Source organism: Heyndrickxia acidicola (assembly GCF_001636425.1).
GTDB lineage: Bacteria > Bacillota > Bacilli > Bacillales > Bacillaceae_C > Bacillus_AE > Bacillus_AE acidicola.
The window spans coordinates 4,688,282-4,707,004 of sequence record NZ_KV440953.1; the positions used below are offsets into that span (position 1 = coordinate 4,688,282).

The following is an 18,723-nucleotide window of genomic DNA, read 5'->3' on the forward strand; positions in this document are numbered from 1 at the left end:
TCAAAGAACGAGACTCCTGCGGTGCTTGCTGCGGGAATCAACAGGGAAGATTAACGGAGCCATTTTTAAAGATATAAAAGGACAGCAATGCTGTCCTTTTTACATGAAGTAATTTATGATGAGGCCTATGGAAAGCAGGAAGCCAAAAAAGGTGTTTGTTTGGGCTGTGGCAACCATTGCTGGTACCATTTGAATTGCTTCTGTTTTTCCGATAAATCCCCTAATTGCTGCGATTGGTTTTGGCAGGCTAAGCAGGATAATTAACAGCCATGGTGTTGCATGGCCAAAGATGATGAAGCCAATAATCCATAGATAAGAAAATGTGAACATAGAGCCTAATAGGATAATAGCATTTTTTCTTCCTATTAGAATAGCCACTGTCTTACGGCCATTCTCTTTGTCGCCATCAAGGTCCCTAATATTATTGGAAAGCAGGATGGCTCCAATAAGAATCATGATGGGAATTGAAATCAAAATACTGCCGCTTGTAATAGTTCCGGTTTGAATATAAAAAGAAATGAGGACGATGATGACACCCATAAAAAAGCCGGAAATAATTTCACCAAATGGTGTATAGGCAATAGGAAGCGGGCCTCCTGTGTAAAGATAGGCTACAATCATACAAACGGTGCCTATTGCGGCTATCCACCACGATGTAGTAGCAGAAATATAAATACCTATAAGGACGGAAATAGCAAAAAATGCAAAGGCTAAACTTAAGACAGTCTTGGGCTTCACGCCATTTCGGACGATTGCGCCCCCAATCCCAACGGAGTTTTCATTGTCTAAGCCGCGTTTAAAATCGTAGTATTCATTGAACATATTGGTTGCAGCTTGGATTAAAAGTGAAGCAATTAACATTGCCGCAAACAATCCTGCATGAAGTTTATGTGTTTGCATTGCGTAGGTTGTCCCGAGAAGCACAGGGACAAAAGCAGCTGTTAAGGTATGAGGCCGTGTAAGCTGCCACCATACCCGCCACCCTTTATCGGGCTTTACAGCTGGTGAAGATTCTATAGCCATGTTGTGTCTCTCCCTTTATAATACTGGTTTGTACATTTACAAATCGATAAAATACTACTATATAACGAAAAAGGGCAAATGACAAACCTTTTCATTAAAAGTGTAGGTAAATGAAGTGTAGGTGTCAATGTATTTTTTACAAATAAGCAAGTGAAAAACTGCCTATTTGTGGATTCTAAGTCGGATTTGCTGAATTTTAGCAGGCATATAATATATAATAAGGAAGGAATCATTTTTTTGCAGCCGTGACAATTTTATAATGATAAAACATTAAAGTAAATATACCTAAGATAGTGTTCTCCTTATCACTATTTGTTGGGAGGATTTTTTGTATGCCAATTATTCATCATTCGACTATACAACAACAATTTAATAAAGCCTTGGAAAAGGCATCCTTGGACAAGAGAGCCGTATTATTTAGTTATACAGAAGAGCTTTCTTCTTTTGCTGCTCCGCTGGATTTGTTTTCAGCTTCCTATTCTGAATTTTACGGGGAACGCTATTTTTGGAAGGAGCCAAACGATGAAGTCATTTTGATTGGGCTCGGAAGTATTTATTCTTTACGTGTAAATCAGCAAACAGAAAACCGGTTTCAGTATATTGACCGTGAATGGGAAAAGCTTCTTGCATCCGCTTATATTTTTAATCCTTTTGATATTTCAGGAACCGGTCCTCTTTTAATGGGAGGATTTTCTTTCGACTCGGAAACCGAGAGAGACCAGAATTGGACTTCATTTGGAAATGCGGCTTTCCATTTGCCGCAAATCATGATTTCTTCTATAAAAGGACAAACCTTTTTAACCATTAATATTATGGCAACACGCAATGACGATGAAGGAACACTTGAATTGCTGCAGGAAAAGGTACAGAAGCTTTTTGGCAGTACCGATCAAAATAAGGAAATATCCAACATTGTCAATCAAGAAGAGCTGAATGCACACGAATGGAAAGAGTCAGTTGCCCTTGCTGTTAATGCCATTCAAGAGGGTGAACTGGATAAGGTGGTTCTTTCAAGAAGGATGAGGCTTGACTTTGATAAAACCATATTGCCTGAACAAGTGCTGAGCCGTCTATGGATGGAACAACATCAGAGCTATCTCTTTGCTTTAGAGGAGCTGAACCACTGTTTTACAGGTGCTTCTCCTGAACGTTTAATTTTAAAAGAAAATGACCAGATATTATCGACTTGTCTGGCAGGCTCTATTAAAAGAACAGGAAATGCAGCGGATGATGGACTGCTGGGTTTAGAGCTTTTAAATGACCGGAAAAATCGTGATGAACATCAATTCGTAGTAAAAATGATCAGCGATGTATTGGATCCTTTTTGTATTGAAATGAGCATTCCGGATACTCCGGAAGTAATGAAAATGAGAGATATTCAGCATTTATATACACCAGTTAGAGGAAAAGTGAACAATACGGGCACCACATTGCTAAAACTTGTGGAAGCTCTTCATCCAACGCCTGCTTTGGGAGGCATTCCAAGGGAAAAAGCCATGGAACTGATACGTGAAGTAGAAAACTCCGACCGCGGTTTCTATGGAGCTCCAGTAGGATGGTTTGATTATCGCGGAAACGGAGAGTTCTGTGTTGCGATCCGTTCAGGGTTATTAAAAGAAAATGAAGCCATCCTTTATTCAGGCTGTGGAATTGTGGCAGATTCCAATCCTGAGGATGAGTATATAGAAACAGGCATTAAGTTTAAACCTATGTTAAGGGCTCTAGGAGGCAAGAATTTATGAAACATCAAGAAGGTTTAACAACCTATTTAGCAAGTTTTATAGAGGAAATAGTCAGCTCAGGCGTAACGGAAGTGGTCATTAGCCCAGGCTCTCGGTCTACCCCAATTGCCATGCTTTTGATGGAGCATCCCAAAGTTCATACTTACATTAATATAGATGAGCGCTCGGCTGCTTTTTTTGCTCTCGGTTTAGCAAAGCAAATGAGAAGGCCGGCAGCTGTTTTATGTACATCCGGAACAGCGGCAGCCAATTATTTTCCTGCTATTGCAGAGGCACGGATATCCCGAGTGCCTTTAATTGTGCTGACGGCTGACCGCCCCCACGAGCTTCGCGAAGTAGGTGCTCCCCAAGCGATTGACCAGCTTCATTTATATGGAAAGCATGTCAAGTGGTTTGCTGAAATGCCGGTGCCGGAAATCGGGGAGGAGGTACTGAGATTTGTAAAGGCTACAGCTGCCCGGGCAGTATCGCACGCTGAGCAGGCTCCGGCAGGTCCAGTGCATATTAATTTTCCATTAAGGGAGCCGCTTATTCCCCGCTTAGAGCCTTCGCCTTTTAGTCTTGAAGAAGGGGCAAAACGGTTAAATACAGTCCAAGGGAAGCTGATGCTTTCAGAGGAAGAAATTAAGGATCTTATCGAGCCGCTTAAAGGAATTGAAAAGGGGCTTATTGTTTGTGGTGTTATCGATGAGCCAGGATTTGCAGAAGCTGTATTAATGCTTTCAAAAAAACTGGGTTATCCAGTGCTTGCTGATCCGCTGTCACAGCTTAGAAGTGGATTTTTTCAAGGAGACGATATCATTGACAACTATGACTCTATTTTTAAAGATGCAAAAATAGCTGCTGAGCTTAAACCAGAAGCAGTCATTCGTTTTGGGGGCATGCCAGTTTCAAAGCCGCTTACACTGCTTTTGAAGGAGCATGATGATATTTTACACATTGTAGTGGATGGAGGAAACGGCTGGCGGGATCCTTTAAAAATGGCCACCCATATGGTTAATTGTGATGAAAAAGCCTTCTGCATGCAAATGGCTGGCCAGCTGAATGAAGTGAAAGAATCAAACTGGCTGCATAAATGGAAAGAAATCAACCGCATCACAACGGAGACAATAATCAATATTATGGAAGCGGAACAAAATATGGACGAAGGCAAAGTCGTAATGGAATTGGTGAAGCAATTGCCGGAAAACAGCACTGTTTTTGTTGGGAACAGCATGCCAATCCGTGACATCGATACATTCTACCATTTTAATCAGAAAAATATCCGCATAATGGCAAACCGCGGGGCAAATGGGATTGACGGTGTTGTATCAAGTGCTCTTGGGGCAAGTGTTTATGCAGAGCCTTTATTTCTCATTATAGGTGATCTTTCTTTTTTCCATGATATGAATGGTCTTTTGGCTGCGAAAATGCATCATTTGAATATCAATATCATTCTGATTAATAATAATGGCGGGGGAATCTTTTCGTTCCTTCCTCAGGCGAAGGAACCAAAGCATTTTGAAACGCTATTTGGCACTCCGACAGATTTAAATTTCGAACATGCTGCACGATTGTATGATGGTCGTTACGCAAAGGTCCAAAACTGGGATGATTTCCATTCAGCTGTTTCACAAGCTCTTGAATGGAAAGGGTTGAATGTTGTTGAAGTACCAACAAATCGAAATCTAAATGTACAAGCTCACCGTAAAATGTGGAATCAAGTTTCCCAGGAAATCAGCGATTACTTAAATGGTGATGAAGCGTGAGAATGACTGTAAAAGATGTCGAATACAATGTCAGCATTTTGGGTGAAGGAGAGCCGATATTATTCCTTCATGGATTTACTTCCAAAGGTTCATCCTGGGAAACATCTGTTCGGCCGCTTGTTGAAAAATACAAAGTCATCTTGATTGATCTTCTGGGACATGGGGATACATCCAAACCTCAGGATTCCTCTCGATACCGTATTGAGCATGCTGCGGATGACCTTGCTGATTTGCTCCAGCGGTTGAATCTATCAAGAGCTTCAGTAGTCGGCTATTCCATGGGAGGCAGACTTGCCATTGCTTTTGCGGCAAGGCATCCTTCTATGGTGGAAAAGCTTGTGCTGGAAAGTGCTTCACCTGGTTTGAGGTCGGAACAGGAAAGACTGGCCCGTATTGAACAGGATGAAAAATTGGCCGAGATGATTTTAACCAAGGGAATTCCTTATTTTATTGACTACTGGACAAATATTCCATTGTTTGAATCTCAAAAGCTTTTGGACAAAGGCATTCAAAAAAAAGTTTATGAGGAACGGATGTCGAATGATGCCATGGGTCTGGCTAACAGCTTGAAGGGCATGGGAACGGGGGCTCAAGGATCCTATTGGGAATGCCTGGACGAATTAAACTGCCCGGTGCTTTTAGTAACAGGAAGCTTGGATGAGAAGTTTTGCAGAATTGCAGACAAAATGATAAAGAAGCTGAAAAATGCTTCTCATACCACATTTTTAAACAAAGGGCATGCTTTACATGTGGAGGATCCCGAAAAATTTGGTACAATAGTATTGGAGTTTTTGTCTAATTCTCTGAAGTAGACAAAATCATGAATAAAATATTATTCTAGGAGGTAATTTTCATGGCAATTGAGTGGAAAACAGAACGGAATTATGAAGATATTCTGTACGAAACTTATCATGGTATTGCAAAAATCACCATTAATCGTCCTGAAGTACATAATGCATTCCGTCCCAAAACGGTAACAGAGCTTATTGATGCTTTTGCATATGCACGTGATGACGCAAATATTGGTGTTATTATTTTAGCTGGAGCAGGGGATAAAGCCTTTTGTTCAGGCGGAGACCAAAAAGTTCGCGGCAATGGCGGATACGTCGGTGATGATAATATCCCGCGTTTAAATGTATTGGATCTTCAACGTCTAATGCGTGTAATTCCTAAGCCGGTCATTGCAATGGTTTCAGGATACGCCATTGGCGGAGGGCATGTTTTGCACGTCGTAGCAGACTTAACGATTGCTGCTGACAATGCGATTTTCGGACAAACAGGCCCTAAAGTGGGAAGCTTTGACGGCGGATATGGTGCAGGCTATCTTGCCCGTCTTGTAGGACATAAGAAAGCACGTGAAATCTGGTATTTATGTCGCCAGTACTCTGCACAGGAAGCGTTGGATATGGGTCTTGTGAACACAGTTGTCCCTCTTGAAAGACTGGAAGAAGAAACAGTTCAATGGGCAGAGGAAATTCTTGAAAAAAGCCCAATGGCTATCCGCTTCCTGAAAGCTGCATTTAATGCAGATACGGATGGATTAGCAGGTATTCAGCAATTTGCCGGAGATGCAACCTTGCTTTATTATACGAGCGATGAAGCGAAAGAAGGCCGCGATGCATTTAAAGAAAAACGCAAACCGGACTTTGGACAATTCCCTCGTTTCCCTTGATAGAAAAAAGCTTGGTGGACATTCCGCCAAGCTTTTTTAAAATGGATAAGTAATTAATTCTTTATTAATTTTAGTTCCTGTTAAAACTCACTGTTGATTTTAAACCCATATTGATTGGAGAGGCAGGTGAGACTTCTGCAGTGGAAATCAACAGGCAAGATTAACAGAGCCTTTTTAAAAAAATGCAGTCCCAACAAAATTATGCTAAAGCAAAGGTGAATGTAATGGAATCCTCAATTCCCAATCTATTAAAGCAGCGGGCTTTTTTAACTCCAAACCGGGAGGCAATTGTTTTTAACGGCGAATCATACAGCTTTCTTGAGCTATATCTTCAAGCGAAGGAGCTTGCCGGAAAAATTGCTTCGCTTCATGTTGGTCAAGAAGACACCGTTGGAATCCTGCTGAAAAATCGTCCCCATACATTTTTTATTATTCATGCATTACAACAATTACGGGCTAGAGCCGTCTTTTTAAACCATCGTTTGACGCCTTCAGAAATGGAATTTCAATTGAAAGACAGCGGTGCAAAGCTGCTTATTGCAGAAAGTGATTTCAATGCGGTTACTGATGAAATCAAAGTCATGCATCCTTCACTTGAAGCTGTATCTGTTGAGGATGTGTTTACTCAAAAAGAGAAGCTAATTCCCCAACATGAAGAATACGGCCTTCAGGATGTTTGTTCCATTATGTACACCTCAGGCACTACCGGAAAGCCAAAGGGCGTTCTCCAAACTTATGGAAATCATTGGTGGAGTGCAACGGGTTCTGCCTTAAATCTTGGAATAAGAGGGGATGATTCCTGGCTGTGTGCTGTGCCATTATTCCATATAAGCGGATTTTCCATTCTTATGAGAAGTGTTATTTATGGGAATACCGTTTATTTAATTGAGCAATTCCACGAAGAAAACATTAATGAGCTTTTAGTAACTGGCAAGGTGACCATTATGTCAGTTGTTAGTGCCATGCTGTATCGTATGCTGGATGTTTTGAAGGAAAGACGATATCATAATCGTTTTCGCTGCATGCTGCTGGGAGGCGGACCCGCACCAAGACCGCTGCTTGAAACCTGTGTAGAAAAGGGAATCCCTGTCTTTCAATCCTATGGAATGACGGAGACGTCTTCTCAAATCGTGACACTCTCCCCTGAAGACAGCTTAAGAAAGCTTGGTTCTGCCGGAAAGCCCTTATTCCCATCCCAGTTAAAAATAAAAGCAGACGGGGAAGAAGCGGAAGTCCATACACCTGGAGAAATTATCGTAAAAGGACCAAATGTTACAATCGGTTACTTGAACAGGGAGGATGCCAATAAAGAAAACTTTAACAACGGATGGTTTTCTACAGGCGACATTGGATATGTGGATGAAGAGGGCTTTCTGTATGTAATGGATCGGCGTTCCGATCTAATTATTTCAGGAGGAGAAAATATTTATCCTGCAGAGGTGGAAGAAGTCCTGCTTTCCCATCCTGATATTTTGGAGGCAGGTGTAACTGGTGCAAAGGATCCCGTTTGGGAACAGGTTCCTTATGGGTTTATTGTTACAAAGGCTTCTTTGTCGGAGGAAGATATCATCGAGTTCTGCCAGAAACACTTGGCAAAATACAAGATTCCTAAACGAATTTTCTCCGTTTCTGCTTTACCAAGAAATGCTTCTAATAAGCTTTTGCGGAGAAAATTAATGGATCTATTATCAGAAGGCGGGTTAGAATGAACATTCAGCGTGTAATTCTCTCTGTTATTAAAATGAATTTAAAGGCTCCTTTTTCGACTGCTCTTGGTACTTTATGGGAAAGAGAAGGCATTATCATTCAAGTGGCGGATGAAAACGGAGTAATAGGACTTGGTGAGGCAGTCGCTTTTTCAACTCCTTGGTATACAGAAGAAACCGTCAAAACCTGCATGCATATGCTTAAGGATGTGTTAGTCCCTATTTTGCTGGCATCACCGGTTCACCACCCGAGTGAACTGGAAGACCGCTTTTCTGCCATTAGAGGGAACCATATGGCAAAAGCAGGGCTAGAGACTGCAGTCTGGGACCTATATGCTAAAAATCAAAATAAGCCTCTTTGGGAGGTTATAGGCGGGACACAAATGATTATTCCTTCAGGTGCCGTCGTCGGCGCCCATGACCTGGATACAGCTTTGATTCAAATGGAAGCATTTGTAAAACAGGGATACAAGAGAATTAAGGTGAAAATTAAGCCCGGGCTCGATTATAAGCTGATTAAGGCGCTTAGAAGCCACTATCATGACGTTCCATTAATGGCAGATGCCAATTCCGCCTATACATTGAAGGATCTTCCTTTATTGGAGGCTCTTGATGAATTTAATCTCTTAATGATTGAACAGCCCTTAGCTGTAGATGATATTGTCCAGCACAGGCTTGTCCAGCGGAAGCTCAATACACCAGTCTGCCTGGATGAAAGCATCGTCACCCTTCATGATGCGGAAAGTGCCATTGACCTTGAAAGCTGTAAAGTAATCAATATAAAAATAGGGAGAGTCGGCGGGCTCTCAAATGCTATAAAAATTCATGATTTATGCCTGCAAAACGGTTTAGAAGTATGGTGTGGAGGCATGATTGAGTTTGGCGTTTCCAGGGCACATAATCTGGTTCTCTCTTCCTTAAAGGGCTTTAAAATTCCCGGGGACATTTCTGCATCAAACAGATACTGGGATGAAGATATTATTCTTCCTGAAGTTGAAGTGGTGAATGGAAATATTCATCTCTCTTCAAAGGCGGGGATTGGATTTGAATTGAACCATAACAGGATGGCAGAGGTAACAACCTATGAAGAAGAAATCAGAGGTTCATAAAAAGAGGGAAGTACTAGTAAAAAGTACTTCCCTTTTAAGCTGAATTCTGTAAAATGCTCAGCGTGGATTTTACACCCATATTGATTGCAGCGAAAATCAACAGGCAAGATTAACAGAGCCTTAAGCTAAACCATAAGCAGCTTATTGTAAATCAGCAGGCTTAAAGGTTTTACAGTCTGTTTCTCTCTGATGGCCAGCTTGTTGTCCTGTATGGCTGATCACATAGATTTGTTCAGCAGAGCATTGGTTGCCCTGCTTCCAATATTGACAGTTATGGACTGAACATAAGACATCCTTTGCCATTGTATCAGCTCCTTATGATTAGTGAAACATGCTTATTTTCAGCAATTCCTAGCAGCGAAATACAAGGGAAGAAATGGATAGGATCAATGATTCAGTGCTGTATTCAAAGTTTTTAAGTTGTGTTCCATTAAAGTAAAATATGTTTCGTGTTTTTTAATATCGATATCGCGAAGAACGGCAAGATCATGAAGGAATAATGGCTTTGTACCTGTTTCACTTTCCACCACTTTTCCCAAATTTGGTGCAACGTTATTTTCGAAACATACATATTTAATATGCTGTTTATTGGCACTGTCAATGATATCTTTCAGCTTTTTCTGTGATGGCTCATCGGTTGTAGAAACCCCTGAAATTGGTTCTTCGTTAATCCCATATCGTTGTCCCCAATAGCTGTAAGCTGCGTGTGTCACAATGAATTCCTTTTGCTTGGAGTGCTGTGCGAGTGCTTTAAACTGGGCATTCAGGTTATCCAATTTTTTTGAAAGAACAGTATAGTTTTGTTTAAACAAGCTTTTGTGCGCTGGCTGATCCTTTGCCAGCTGCTGATATATGGTATAAGCCATTTCTTTGGCGTAGACTGGATCAAGCCATACATGCGGATTAGGATTTTTTTGTTTGATATTTAAAGCATCTCCCACCGCGACCATTTTAACATTTTGATCCTGCAAAACGGTTTTGGCTTTATTGACAAAGCCCTCAAGCCCAAGGCCGACATAGAAGAAGTCTTGTGCATTTGCGAGATTCATGATATCCCTTTGAGATGGCTCATAAGTATGCTCATCGCTCCCAGGAGGATAAATGGTTGTAGCATTGACATACTTACCGCCAATTTGTTGTGAAAAATATTGAAGAGGATAAACAGTTGTATAGATGTTTATAACTCCCTTTTTGCCTGCGGGACTGCCTGATTGGCTTCCGCAAGCAGATAAAATAACAATTATTGCAAAGAGAATTGGAAGCAGTTTTTTCAAGAATATTCCCCTTTCTATGTAGGAATGCAGCATTTTTTTAATTAATTAATCGTAATTATTACGATTTAAAGTAAAAAAGAATCATTACGATTTAAACCAAAAAATATAATACTAAAGTTTATAATGATTTGCAAGCAAAAAAAAATTAGCGGTCGATATGGGAGCTTTTTAAACTCCACTTATCAGGTACCGGATCCACTCCGCCTGGATGGAAGGGATGACATTTTAAAATCCTTTTTACAGCTAAATAGCCGCCTTTAAAAGCACCGAATCTCTTAACTGCCTCAAGACTATAACTGGAGCAGGTCGGATAGAATCTGCATGAAGGAGGCGTAATAGGTGAAATAAAGCGCTGATAGAAGCGAATCAATTTAATTAAAATAAATTTAGCCATTACAATGGTTCCTGCCTTTCAATTTGTTCTTCTGTACTATATTATACCTTGGTTTGGATAAAAATAAAAAGAAGGGTGACTCAAAAGGCAGTTATTAAAAGCGGCCTTTTGAGTGACCTCTATTTATTTTTACGGAAACAAAAGGAAAAGAGGAGAAGAAAACTTGGTGAGAATAATAGCATGGTGTCTGTTTCAAAAAATTATTTAAGCAGAGAAGAACAGGCAGGACGAGCTGAGCATATCTAGTAATATCCAATGCTCGTTTGGATTCAACATTGATTAGAGTGGAAGGCAAAGACTCCTGCAAGTTAACAAAGTTATTGGGGGGATCCTGCAAAAGCATGGAACGATGTGCTCTAGTACCGCCCACGAAAATCGAGTATTCGGAGTGCAAATCAACCGGCAGGGTGATCAGAACGCTGCCTATATCTACGTATAGTCCAATTTTTGGATTTAATTCAAAGGTTGCTTGAAGCTATTTGGGACAGCCTCAATCCTTCCTGCTATCCTGTTCAGATTCCTCCAGTTTTTTTAAGTGAGGGTTGTTTTCTATCGGATCAATGGTGTGTTTGTAAGCATACGCTTTTGACGTTGTTACCCACGAAAGAACGACAACCAATAAAACAATCAGGACGCCAACAATAATAATCGTCGTCATCAGCATAGAAAGAGCCTCCTTTAGTAAAAACAGGATAATATCCTTTTATTTATATTACCATAAAATACCTCATTCCTTTTTATTCTAATTGAGGGTTTTTGAATTTTTAAAAACGGGTATGGTGAAAAAGGAGGAGGATGAAAATATGGAAAAAAAACAAATTATATCTTTAATCAATAAGCAGGTTGCTAACTGGACGGTGCTTTATACCAAATTACATAATTTTCACTGGTTCGTGAAAGGACATCATTTCTTTACCCTTCATGAAAAGTTTGAAGAACTGTATAATACCGCAGACGGGTATATTGATGAGCTGGCTGAGCGTATTTTAGCGCTTGATGGAAGACCTGCTGCCACTTTAAAAGAAGTGCTGGAAATTGCTTCTGTACAGGAGGCGGAAGGCAATCTATCGGCGGAAGAAATGGTGCAGACACTAATTAGTGATTTCCAATCATTATCCAGTGAACTGGCAGAGGGAATTGAAGAAGCTGGAAATGCAGGAGATGGCTCTACAGCGGATTTGCTTACTGGCATTCAGGAGGATATAGAAAAGCATGCATGGATGCTGAAGGCGTATCTGGGATAAAAATTGGTGGACATCCGATTCTTTTGTTCGCCTGAAAAAAGGAAATAACAAAAGCAGCGCTGAGGCTGCTTTTTCTATGTATGGATCAATGTAAATAATTTGATGGAGGATAAGAAAAAGGATCTGCTGCTTGAGCGAATTTTCCTTTTAGCGTCTCAACTAAATAAAGGTTAATGAAATGCTGAAGCTCTTTATCGTTCATATCATTTACAATTTCAAGCAATTCTTTGCGGTTGGAGCTTTCTAGAACGGCAAATGTAATAATATCAAGATCCTCTTCATCCCCGGTCAATCGGTTTTTATATACCTCGTATAGTTCATCAACTAATCTCACTGAGCAAACCTCTCCTCTTGAATAAATTATTATGTATTTCCTTTTTTTAAATAATTATTTAGCCACTGTAGTCGCTTGTCAGCTCCCAACGTCTATCAGCCAGCGATTTCTGTGTATCCTCATTAAGATAAGTCAACATCTAGTTTCCTTTATCTCAGTCAAAGACTATGAAATCCGTACGCCGATGAGCAAGGCGCTTCCGCTTTTCATTGTCTAGCTCCAGCGCCAATCGGCTAGCGGATTTCTCCGTCTTTTCCCTACGATAAGTCAACATCAGCTCGTGGAAAGCCTCGCTGTGTTTCCTTTATCTCAGTCAAAGACTATGAAATCCGTACGCCGATGAGCAAGGCGCTTCCGCTTTTCTTATTACTTACCCGATTTGCTGAAAATAATCCCTGCTTTTCCATAACTTCTACTTTTTAGCGGGGGGCTTTAGAGCCTTCTTTAGCGGCGGGCTTGTTTACTCGTTTTTCCTGTTTATCGGTTCCAATACTTGGATTAATATGAATGGAACCTTTCATAGAAAAAGCTCCCATTCATATTTTGATGTGTTTTGTGGGAAACAATACATAAGAATTGATTAAAAAAGCAATAAAGAGTTGGCTTTTCTTAAAAAGCCTTTTTCGTAAAATTTGTTGAATTGTTAATGAAATTATTTAACCAATGTAGTCTAGCCCCTATCGGATAGCGGATTAAACTTCTCTTTCCTCGGATATGACTCCGAAATTTTTTCGCTCATGAATAAGGTGCTTGCACTTTAGTGAGAGGAACGAGTAGAAAAAAGGAGAGCTATTGACTGTATGAAAAACAACATCTATGCGAAAACAGCCTTAATCATTCTATGCATGTATTTACATGACAATGGTCTATTTATCAGGAGTGAAACGTAAGGATGGAAGATGAAAAGAAAGTTTATTTTATAGAAATTGCCAGCGGTGAAATTTCGAGACGGTCAACGGATTCTCCCTGGAATTTTCAAATAGAAGCAACCGATGATGAAATAACACAGCTGAGAGAAGTATTTCAGCAAAATTATGAAGCCGAATGGGAAGGGTTTTTTAGAGCGCATGTCCCTTTTATTGAATATCACTACGACCGTGTTAACGATGTTTATGATCAAAATATGATGAAGGCTTACAGCATGATTTATAATCTGGGAAATCTTGAGGCAAAAAAACATATTGAAAATATGGGAATTCTAAGCAGCTTCACCACTAAATAAATGAGTCTGTCCCTTTATAGTTAGGGACAGGCTTATTTTTTTAGGCAGGCAAAGTCCTTATGGAGCTTGAAGAAAACCTTCAAAGCTCCCATTTACTCGTAATTCCCTTTATAATGTATGAGAAGAATTCATATCGTTAGGAGTAATCTTACATGAATCAAACGTTTAGGGACCAAAATGGCTACAAAGTCTGCCTTTCATTTTCAAAGCATTCCTTTCCAATTGTATCCAAGCATGTGCTAGTGTTATGCATGTTTGGGGAGGAGTGGCTTTTAACCAGCCATCCTGTAAGGGGTCTGGAATTTCCAGGGGGAAAAGTAGAAGACAATGAATCAGTAGAAGAAGCAGCAAAACGGGAGGTTTTTGAAGAAACAGGCGGTATCGTTAAAAGGGGTTCCTTTATTGGAGAGTACATGGTGGAAGACACGGAGAAAGGCCCTTTTGTAAAAACGATCTTATTCGCTAGTATTGAACAGTTGGAAAAGAAAGAGCATTATAATGAAACCAATGGTCCCATTCTGATCAAAGGGACTTTATCTGACAAACTGAACAGGGAAGATTTTAGTTTTATTATGAATGATGGAGTAGTCTTTGCTGCGATCGAAAGAGCAAGGGATTTGCAGCTGCTTCCATAACAATAAAGATTGCCTGTTTCTCTTTGGCATTTTTTAGCATGATTGCAGCAGGCTTACGAAAAAAGCACATAAAAAGCAGCAGGGCTAATTAAAATGTACCCCGCTCTTTTTATAGGCATTATTTTGTAATTAGTCCTTCTTCATTTCATGTTTGATTTGCGGCGTTAGCGCAAAATTTCAGTATGTCTGTACGCTGTTTATAAATCTTTAATTAGTTTCTTTTCCAGAAAGTCTACCAGCTGATACATAATGGTGGCAATAACGGCTATGATGATCATGGAAAGCATAACAAGTGTAAAATTAAATACTTGGAATCCGTAAATAATCATATAACCAAGCCCTTTTGAAGAAACAAGATATTCTCCCACAATGACCCCCACCCAAGAAAGCCCGACATTCACTTTAAGTGTAGAGATAATGGCGGGAAAGGAACCAGGCAAAACAGCTTCCTTAAAGGCTTGAAATCTTGAAGCGCCAAAGGTTTTTAACACTTTAAGATAATTAGGGTCTACATCACGGAAGGCAGTGTAAATGACAATGGTGGTAACAATGACAGAGATAATGATCCCCATTGAAATAATGGAAGAAAAGCCGGGTCCCATAAGCACAATTAATACTGGACCCAAGGCTACTTTCGGCATGGCATTAAAGATGACAAGATAAGGATCAAGAACCTTTGACAAGAAAGGAGACCACCAAAGGATTGCCGCGAGGATGGTGCCGAGAAGCGTACCGAGTACAAAGCCCATTATGGTTTCAAATACAGTAATAAATAAATTCATATAAAGAGTACCGTCGGCAAGCTTGGTGATAAGAAGGCTCCAAATTCTGCTTGGAGAGCTGAAAATCAGCGGATCAATCCAGCCAAGTCGGCTGGCTGTTTCCCATAAACCCATAAACACAACCAAAATCAAAAGCTGATAAAAACGTACCAGTCTTTTTTCTTTCTTAATCCCCAGGATAAACTGCTTGTGAAGCAATGTGGTTTTATCAGAGGCCTTCAAGTGACTCCAGCTCCTTCCATATTTCATTAAAGAGAACAGAATAGGAAGGCATGCTCCTAACCTGAAAAGGTTTAATGAACCGCAATTCATCCGGAACCTTAAAGATCTTGTGAAGCCTTCCTGGTTTTGCAGCAAACAACAGAATACGGTCACTCATAGAAATGGCTTCACCTATATCATGCGTAACCAAGACGGCTGTCTTTTTTACATTCCTCAAGGTTTCAAATACTAAATCCTCCAGTTTGAGTTTTGTTTGAAAATCAAGTGCTGAAAAGGGTTCATCCAAAAGTAAAATCTTTGGATTGAAAGCAAGGGTCCGGACGAGGGCTGCCCTCTGCCTCATCCCTCCGGATAGCTGCCTTGGAAACTGTTGTTCTACTCCGGCAAGACCAATATCCTTTAAAAGCGCTAAGGCTTGTATTTTCGTTTCAGGGGTTAATCGTTTCATTAGCTTAAGACCCAATAATATATTTTCCTCTATGGTTTTCCAGGGGAACAAATAATCCTGCTGAAGCATATAGCCAATGGATGATAATTGCAAAGCGGGAGACTGCCCATCAATCATGACGGATCCTTCCGTTGGAGGCATCAGTCCTGCAAGAATGGATAGTACTGTTGTTTTGCCGCAGCCGCTGGGGCCCAGGATTGATATGAATTCCCCCTCTTCAATTTGAAAAGAAACATCCTCTAAGACTTGTGTGGCATTTTTTGAATTGAAATAGCTGTGGTGAATGTGATCAACGGTAAGGAAGCTCATGTGAATCGCTCTCCTTTATTTATTTGCCTGTTTTGCAATCGAGGTATTAACAAGCTTGTTGTAATCTACTGGCTGAGGAAGCTCGCCTGCTTCTTTCATAATGCCTTGGAGGTTATCCCAGCCTTTTTTATTTAAAATTAGATTATTGGAAAAGGATCCTTGGTTCCGATAGCGATTGACAGCGGTCGCAAGTGTATTCAAGTCGGTATCCTCAAAGTATGGATGAATGGCGGCTGCAATTTCTTGAGGGGTATGCTCCTGCACCCATTTATTCGCTTCTGAAAGAGCACGGACAAACTTTTCTATCGTCTTCTTGTTTTTAGTGAGATAGCTTTGCTTTGTCATGTAGTCTGTATAAGGCACTTCGCCGGATTCAGTGCCAAATGATGCGACGATATAGCCTTTTCCTTCTTTTTGAAAAACTGAGGCTGTTGGTTCAAATAGCTGCACAAAATCACCTGTACCTGATGCGAAGGCAACATGTATCAAAATACACTGCTGAAGCATAAGAGCAGCTGGTTTGTAAGGGAAGGAAATGGTGTGGTAAAAAAATCTATTTTAATATCTAAGCAGGAGTCAGGAGAATTTGTCCAAGTAATAGGGGGGGAAATCACCTGAAGAACAGATTTATTTTTAATATATGTTTATGGTTCTATTGGATTACGTCCAGTTGATAGGAAAAATAACACACGTTATTTTTGAAAAGTACAAAAAGTCTAAATATACAGATGACGAATTAAACTAATTGTGGTAGTATAACAAAAAGAAGTTATATTAAAAATGATATACATAAAATTGAAAGCGGTTTTAAGAAAGCAGTAAACGATGCTTGAATGAAATGGCTAATCTTTATTTTGTCAGACTTCGTGGCATCTTTTTGCAGATTTCATCATACATTGCTTACTGAACCCTTTGCATTCCTTTATTTTTTTGTCAATTTTACATGGTCTATAAAAGTTGAACAAAAAATGAATGCCTATTCAGAGTTGTTGTCAAAGAGGGCTTTTTGGTCCTTTTTTACATAAAACAAAAAGTAAAGGAGTTGAGAGGACTCGAATCTTGCTTTATGTATTTTGTCAGAATTGGTTTTAGTCCATCATTGTCAGTCAACTGAAAAAAATTGAACAAGTCTGCGGTTTCGCTTTGTCCGTCCATCTCGAGCAGCTGTTAGATCATGGCCACTAAGAATAGAGGAAGTTGAATTTATTCATGCGTGACGGTTATATGGAAATAGCGTTGGCCTCGTTATGTACTATTCTAAATCAGTAAAATATTGTAAAAACAGAGTAAAACATTCTTCGATGAGACGGCAATCGAAACAAAGATGGGAATCAAGAACGTTTTTATACATCTTGTGAGCTTGTATGTACTGAGTGTGTAAATATTGTCTTAGTATAATCGTGCAAGCGCTTGCATCCCTGATTCTCAGCGAAGCGGCAGAAAACTCCTTGGCCTGCTGGAGTTACTGCCAATGGAAAGGATGACAAAGGTACTGCATTAAACCCTTTCGCGTTCTTCACGTTTTTCATTTTTGCTGTAAGTATACTAGTTTGCGAGAATGCAAAATAGTACGGAAAGCAACCATCTATGTGAAAACTACCTTAATAAAAAACTAAAAATCATGATTCTGCCATCACCATGTCTAGGCTTTTAATCTCACCTGAGTTAAAAGCGCTTAAATAGCTGGGATGAGCATAAATAGGGGGATCATTGTATGGTATTGAAAAAAGTTTTGAGTGTTTCAGCATCTTTAGGGATTGTGCTTGCGATGGCCGCCGGATGTGGAAATAGCAGCAGCAGCACTTCTGGTACAGGCAAAACCACAAAATCAGGAGGGGGAAGCAGTTCTGGTTCAGGAAAGATCGCTCTTCTTTTGCCGGATACTACCTCATCTGCTCGATATGAAACCCAGGATAAACCGGACTTTATGGCTCAGGTTCAAAAACTTGATTCTACTGCGAAAGTTGATTATGAAAATGCGCAGGGCGATTCTTCCACGCAGCAGCAGCAAGCTGAAGCAGCTATTACTAACGGAGCAAAAGTACTTGTTATTGACCCTGTTGACTCTCAGGCCGCTGCAACCATTGTTACAGCAGCACATCGTTCAGGTGTCAAAGTTATTTCCTACGACCGTCTGATTACGAAGTCACCGGTTGACTATTACGTCTCATTTAATAACGAAGAGGTTGGTAAACTGCAAGGGCAGTTTATTGCTGATCATACAAAACAAGGCGGAAACGTGGTTATGATTAACGGTGCTCAGACAGACAACAATGCCCTGTTGTTCGCAAAAGGTGCTCATGAGGTCTTAGATCCGCTTGTAAAACAAGGGAAATTTAAAATTGCTTACGAAACATTTACGCCAAACTGGGATCCTGCAAACGGGCTTCGTGAAATGGAACAGGCTCTAACGAAGCTTAACAACCATGTGGATGGTGTCCTTTCAGCTAATGATGGACTTGCGGGTTCTATTATTCAAGCGCTGAATGCGCAAAGCTTGGCAGGTAAAGTGCCAGTAACAGGACAGGATGCAACAGATGCGGGTCTTCATGCCATTATGCAGGGCAAGCAGTCCATGACAGTGTACAAGGCTGTACCACAAGAAGCGGTAGTTGCTGCACAGCTTGCAGTTGACCTGTTACAAAATAAAACTCCGGATTCAACTGTTGTCAATGGTACAACAGACAATGGATCCGGAAACGTGCCTTCTGTTCTATTGAAACCAGTTGTTGTAACGAAGGACAACATTCAAGACACTGTTATTAAAGATGGATTTACAACAATGGATAAGATTAACAACCCAGCTACGAAATAATGAAGAGAAGGGGAGCGCGGGTGAAAGCCTGTGTTCCTTTTAGA

The 18,723-nt window shown here is 40.3% G+C and carries 18 protein-coding genes and 1 pseudogene; 10 read left to right on the plus strand and 9 right to left on the minus strand.

The window, feature by feature from the left end:
• Positions 1-99: 99 nt before the first annotated feature.
• The gene (locus tag A5N88_RS21860; RefSeq protein ID WP_066269933.1) at positions 100-1,023 is read right to left on the minus strand and encodes a 1,4-dihydroxy-2-naphthoate polyprenyltransferase; all 924 of its coding nucleotides are present in this window, start codon (positions 1,021-1,023) and stop codon (positions 100-102) included.
• A 332-nt stretch (positions 1,024-1,355) separates the two neighbouring features.
• On the opposite strand from A5N88_RS21860, the gene A5N88_RS21865 reads away from it, so the two are divergent.
• The 6 genes from A5N88_RS21865 to menC all read left to right on the plus strand — a co-directional run bounded on the left by A5N88_RS21865 (position 1,356) and on the right by menC (position 9,000).
• Positions 1,356-2,765 (plus strand): isochorismate synthase, encoded by a 1,410-nt coding sequence (locus A5N88_RS21865; RefSeq protein ID WP_066269939.1) that lies wholly within the window; start codon positions 1,356-1,358, stop codon positions 2,763-2,765.
• Complete coding sequence (gene menD, locus A5N88_RS21870; RefSeq protein ID WP_066269941.1) at positions 2,762-4,513, plus strand: 2-succinyl-5-enolpyruvyl-6-hydroxy-3-cyclohexene-1-carboxylic-acid synthase; 1,752 nt, start codon at positions 2,762-2,764, stop codon at positions 4,511-4,513. The genes A5N88_RS21865 and menD overlap by 4 nt, the downstream gene beginning before the upstream one ends.
• A gap of 2 nt (positions 4,514-4,515) precedes the next feature.
• Positions 4,516-5,325: a 2-succinyl-6-hydroxy-2,4-cyclohexadiene-1-carboxylate synthase gene (gene menH, locus A5N88_RS21875; RefSeq protein ID WP_066269943.1), complete on the plus strand. Its 810-nt coding sequence runs from the start codon at positions 4,516-4,518 to the stop codon at positions 5,323-5,325.
• 41 nt (positions 5,326-5,366) lie between these two features.
• Positions 5,367-6,185: a 1,4-dihydroxy-2-naphthoyl-CoA synthase gene (gene menB, locus A5N88_RS21880; RefSeq protein WP_066269945.1), complete on the plus strand. Its 819-nt coding sequence runs from the start codon at positions 5,367-5,369 to the stop codon at positions 6,183-6,185.
• Positions 6,186-6,409: 224 nt separating this feature from the next.
• Positions 6,410-7,894 carry an o-succinylbenzoate--CoA ligase gene (locus A5N88_RS21885; protein WP_066269947.1) on the plus strand — a complete coding sequence of 495 codons (1,485 nt, stop codon included), beginning with the start codon at positions 6,410-6,412 and terminating at the stop codon, positions 7,892-7,894.
• Complete coding sequence (menC, locus tag A5N88_RS21890) at positions 7,891-9,000, plus strand: o-succinylbenzoate synthase (protein WP_066269948.1); 1,110 nt, start codon at positions 7,891-7,893, stop codon at positions 8,998-9,000. The genes A5N88_RS21885 and menC overlap by 4 nt, the downstream gene beginning before the upstream one ends.
• Positions 9,001-9,141: 141 nt before the next feature.
• Here menC and A5N88_RS21895 read toward each other — a convergent pair whose 3' ends face one another.
• The 4 genes from A5N88_RS21895 to ytzI form a co-directional block, all read right to left on the minus strand.
• Positions 9,142-9,303, minus strand: coding sequence for a DUF1540 domain-containing protein (locus A5N88_RS21895; RefSeq protein ID WP_066269949.1), 162 nt, complete (start codon positions 9,301-9,303; stop codon positions 9,142-9,144).
• An 83-nt stretch (positions 9,304-9,386) separates the two neighbouring features.
• Positions 9,387-10,274 (minus strand): metal ABC transporter substrate-binding protein, encoded by an 888-nt coding sequence (locus A5N88_RS21900; protein WP_066269951.1) that lies wholly within the window; start codon positions 10,272-10,274, stop codon positions 9,387-9,389.
• A 145-nt stretch (positions 10,275-10,419) separates the two neighbouring features.
• Complete coding sequence (gene yidD / locus A5N88_RS21905) at positions 10,420-10,668, minus strand: membrane protein insertion efficiency factor YidD (protein WP_066269953.1); 249 nt, start codon at positions 10,666-10,668, stop codon at positions 10,420-10,422.
• A gap of 490 nt (positions 10,669-11,158) precedes the next feature.
• The gene (gene ytzI, locus A5N88_RS24525; RefSeq protein ID WP_232317608.1) at positions 11,159-11,332 is read right to left on the minus strand and encodes a YtzI protein; all 174 of its coding nucleotides are present in this window, start codon (positions 11,330-11,332) and stop codon (positions 11,159-11,161) included.
• A 139-nt stretch (positions 11,333-11,471) separates the two neighbouring features.
• On the opposite strand from ytzI, the gene A5N88_RS21910 reads away from it, so the two are divergent.
• Complete coding sequence (locus A5N88_RS21910; protein WP_066269957.1) at positions 11,472-11,912, plus strand: Dps family protein; 441 nt, start codon at positions 11,472-11,474, stop codon at positions 11,910-11,912.
• An 85-nt stretch (positions 11,913-11,997) separates the two neighbouring features.
• Here A5N88_RS21910 and A5N88_RS21915 read toward each other — a convergent pair whose 3' ends face one another.
• A complete protein-coding gene (locus A5N88_RS21915) occupies positions 11,998-12,246 on the minus strand; it encodes a DUF6154 family protein (protein WP_066269959.1) in 249 nt (82 codons plus the stop codon).
• Between the two features lie 892 nt (positions 12,247-13,138).
• On the opposite strand from A5N88_RS21915, the gene A5N88_RS21920 reads away from it, so the two are divergent.
• Positions 13,139-13,468 (plus strand): hydrolase, encoded by a 330-nt coding sequence (locus A5N88_RS21920; RefSeq protein WP_066269961.1) that lies wholly within the window; start codon positions 13,139-13,141, stop codon positions 13,466-13,468.
• A 152-nt stretch (positions 13,469-13,620) separates the two neighbouring features.
• A complete protein-coding gene (gene ytkD / locus A5N88_RS21925; RefSeq protein ID WP_066269963.1) occupies positions 13,621-14,103 on the plus strand; it encodes an RNA deprotection pyrophosphohydrolase in 483 nt (160 codons plus the stop codon).
• A 197-nt stretch (positions 14,104-14,300) separates the two neighbouring features.
• Here ytkD and A5N88_RS21930 read toward each other — a convergent pair whose 3' ends face one another.
• From A5N88_RS21930 to A5N88_RS21940, 3 genes and pseudogenes are all read right to left on the minus strand, one after another.
• Positions 14,301-15,107, minus strand: coding sequence for an ABC transporter permease (locus tag A5N88_RS21930; protein WP_083953253.1), 807 nt, complete (start codon positions 15,105-15,107; stop codon positions 14,301-14,303).
• Complete coding sequence (locus tag A5N88_RS21935; protein WP_066269966.1) at positions 15,094-15,864, minus strand: ABC transporter ATP-binding protein; 771 nt, start codon at positions 15,862-15,864, stop codon at positions 15,094-15,096. Before A5N88_RS21935 ends, A5N88_RS21930 begins: the two co-directional genes overlap by 14 nt.
• Positions 15,865-15,879: 15 nt before the next feature.
• Positions 15,880-16,341, minus strand: a pseudogene (locus A5N88_RS21940) (ABC transporter substrate-binding protein); the annotation flags it as partial.
• A gap of 1,237 nt (positions 16,342-17,578) precedes the next feature.
• On the opposite strand from A5N88_RS21940, the gene A5N88_RS21945 reads away from it, so the two are divergent.
• A complete protein-coding gene (locus tag A5N88_RS21945) occupies positions 17,579-18,679 on the plus strand; it encodes a sugar ABC transporter substrate-binding protein (protein WP_066269969.1) in 1,101 nt (366 codons plus the stop codon).
• Positions 18,680-18,723 lie beyond the last annotated feature (44 nt).

Bases quoted from the DNA above. Each gene is read 5' to 3' on its own strand.
- A5N88_RS21865 (WP_066269939.1), top strand. From the start codon at position 1,356: ATGCCAATTATTCATCATTCGACTATACAACAACAATTTAATAAAGCC.
- A5N88_RS21920 (WP_066269961.1), top strand. From the start codon at position 13,139: ATGGAAGATGAAAAGAAAGTTTATTTTATAGAAATTGCCAGCGGTGAA.
- menH (WP_066269943.1), top strand. From the start codon at position 4,516: ATGACTGTAAAAGATGTCGAATACAATGTCAGCATTTTGGGTGAAGGA.
- menD (WP_066269941.1), top strand. From the start codon at position 2,762: ATGAAACATCAAGAAGGTTTAACAACCTATTTAGCAAGTTTTATAGAG.
- A5N88_RS21885 (WP_066269947.1), top strand. From the start codon at position 6,410: ATGGAATCCTCAATTCCCAATCTATTAAAGCAGCGGGCTTTTTTAACT.
- ytzI (WP_232317608.1), bottom strand. From the start codon at position 11,332: ATGCTGATGACGACGATTATTATTGTTGGCGTCCTGATTGTTTTATTG.
- A5N88_RS21935 (WP_066269966.1), bottom strand. From the start codon at position 15,864: ATGAGCTTCCTTACCGTTGATCACATTCACCACAGCTATTTCAATTCA.
- A5N88_RS21895 (WP_066269949.1), bottom strand. From the start codon at position 9,303: ATGGCAAAGGATGTCTTATGTTCAGTCCATAACTGTCAATATTGGAAG.
- yidD (WP_066269953.1), bottom strand. From the start codon at position 10,668: ATGGCTAAATTTATTTTAATTAAATTGATTCGCTTCTATCAGCGCTTT.
- ytkD (WP_066269963.1), top strand. From the start codon at position 13,621: ATGAATCAAACGTTTAGGGACCAAAATGGCTACAAAGTCTGCCTTTCA.
- menB (WP_066269945.1), top strand. From the start codon at position 5,367: ATGGCAATTGAGTGGAAAACAGAACGGAATTATGAAGATATTCTGTAC.
- A5N88_RS21945 (WP_066269969.1), top strand. From the start codon at position 17,579: ATGGTATTGAAAAAAGTTTTGAGTGTTTCAGCATCTTTAGGGATTGTG.
- A5N88_RS21910 (WP_066269957.1), top strand. From the start codon at position 11,472: ATGGAAAAAAAACAAATTATATCTTTAATCAATAAGCAGGTTGCTAAC.
- A5N88_RS21860 (WP_066269933.1), bottom strand. From the start codon at position 1,023: ATGGCTATAGAATCTTCACCAGCTGTAAAGCCCGATAAAGGGTGGCGG.
- menC (WP_066269948.1), top strand. From the start codon at position 7,891: ATGAACATTCAGCGTGTAATTCTCTCTGTTATTAAAATGAATTTAAAG.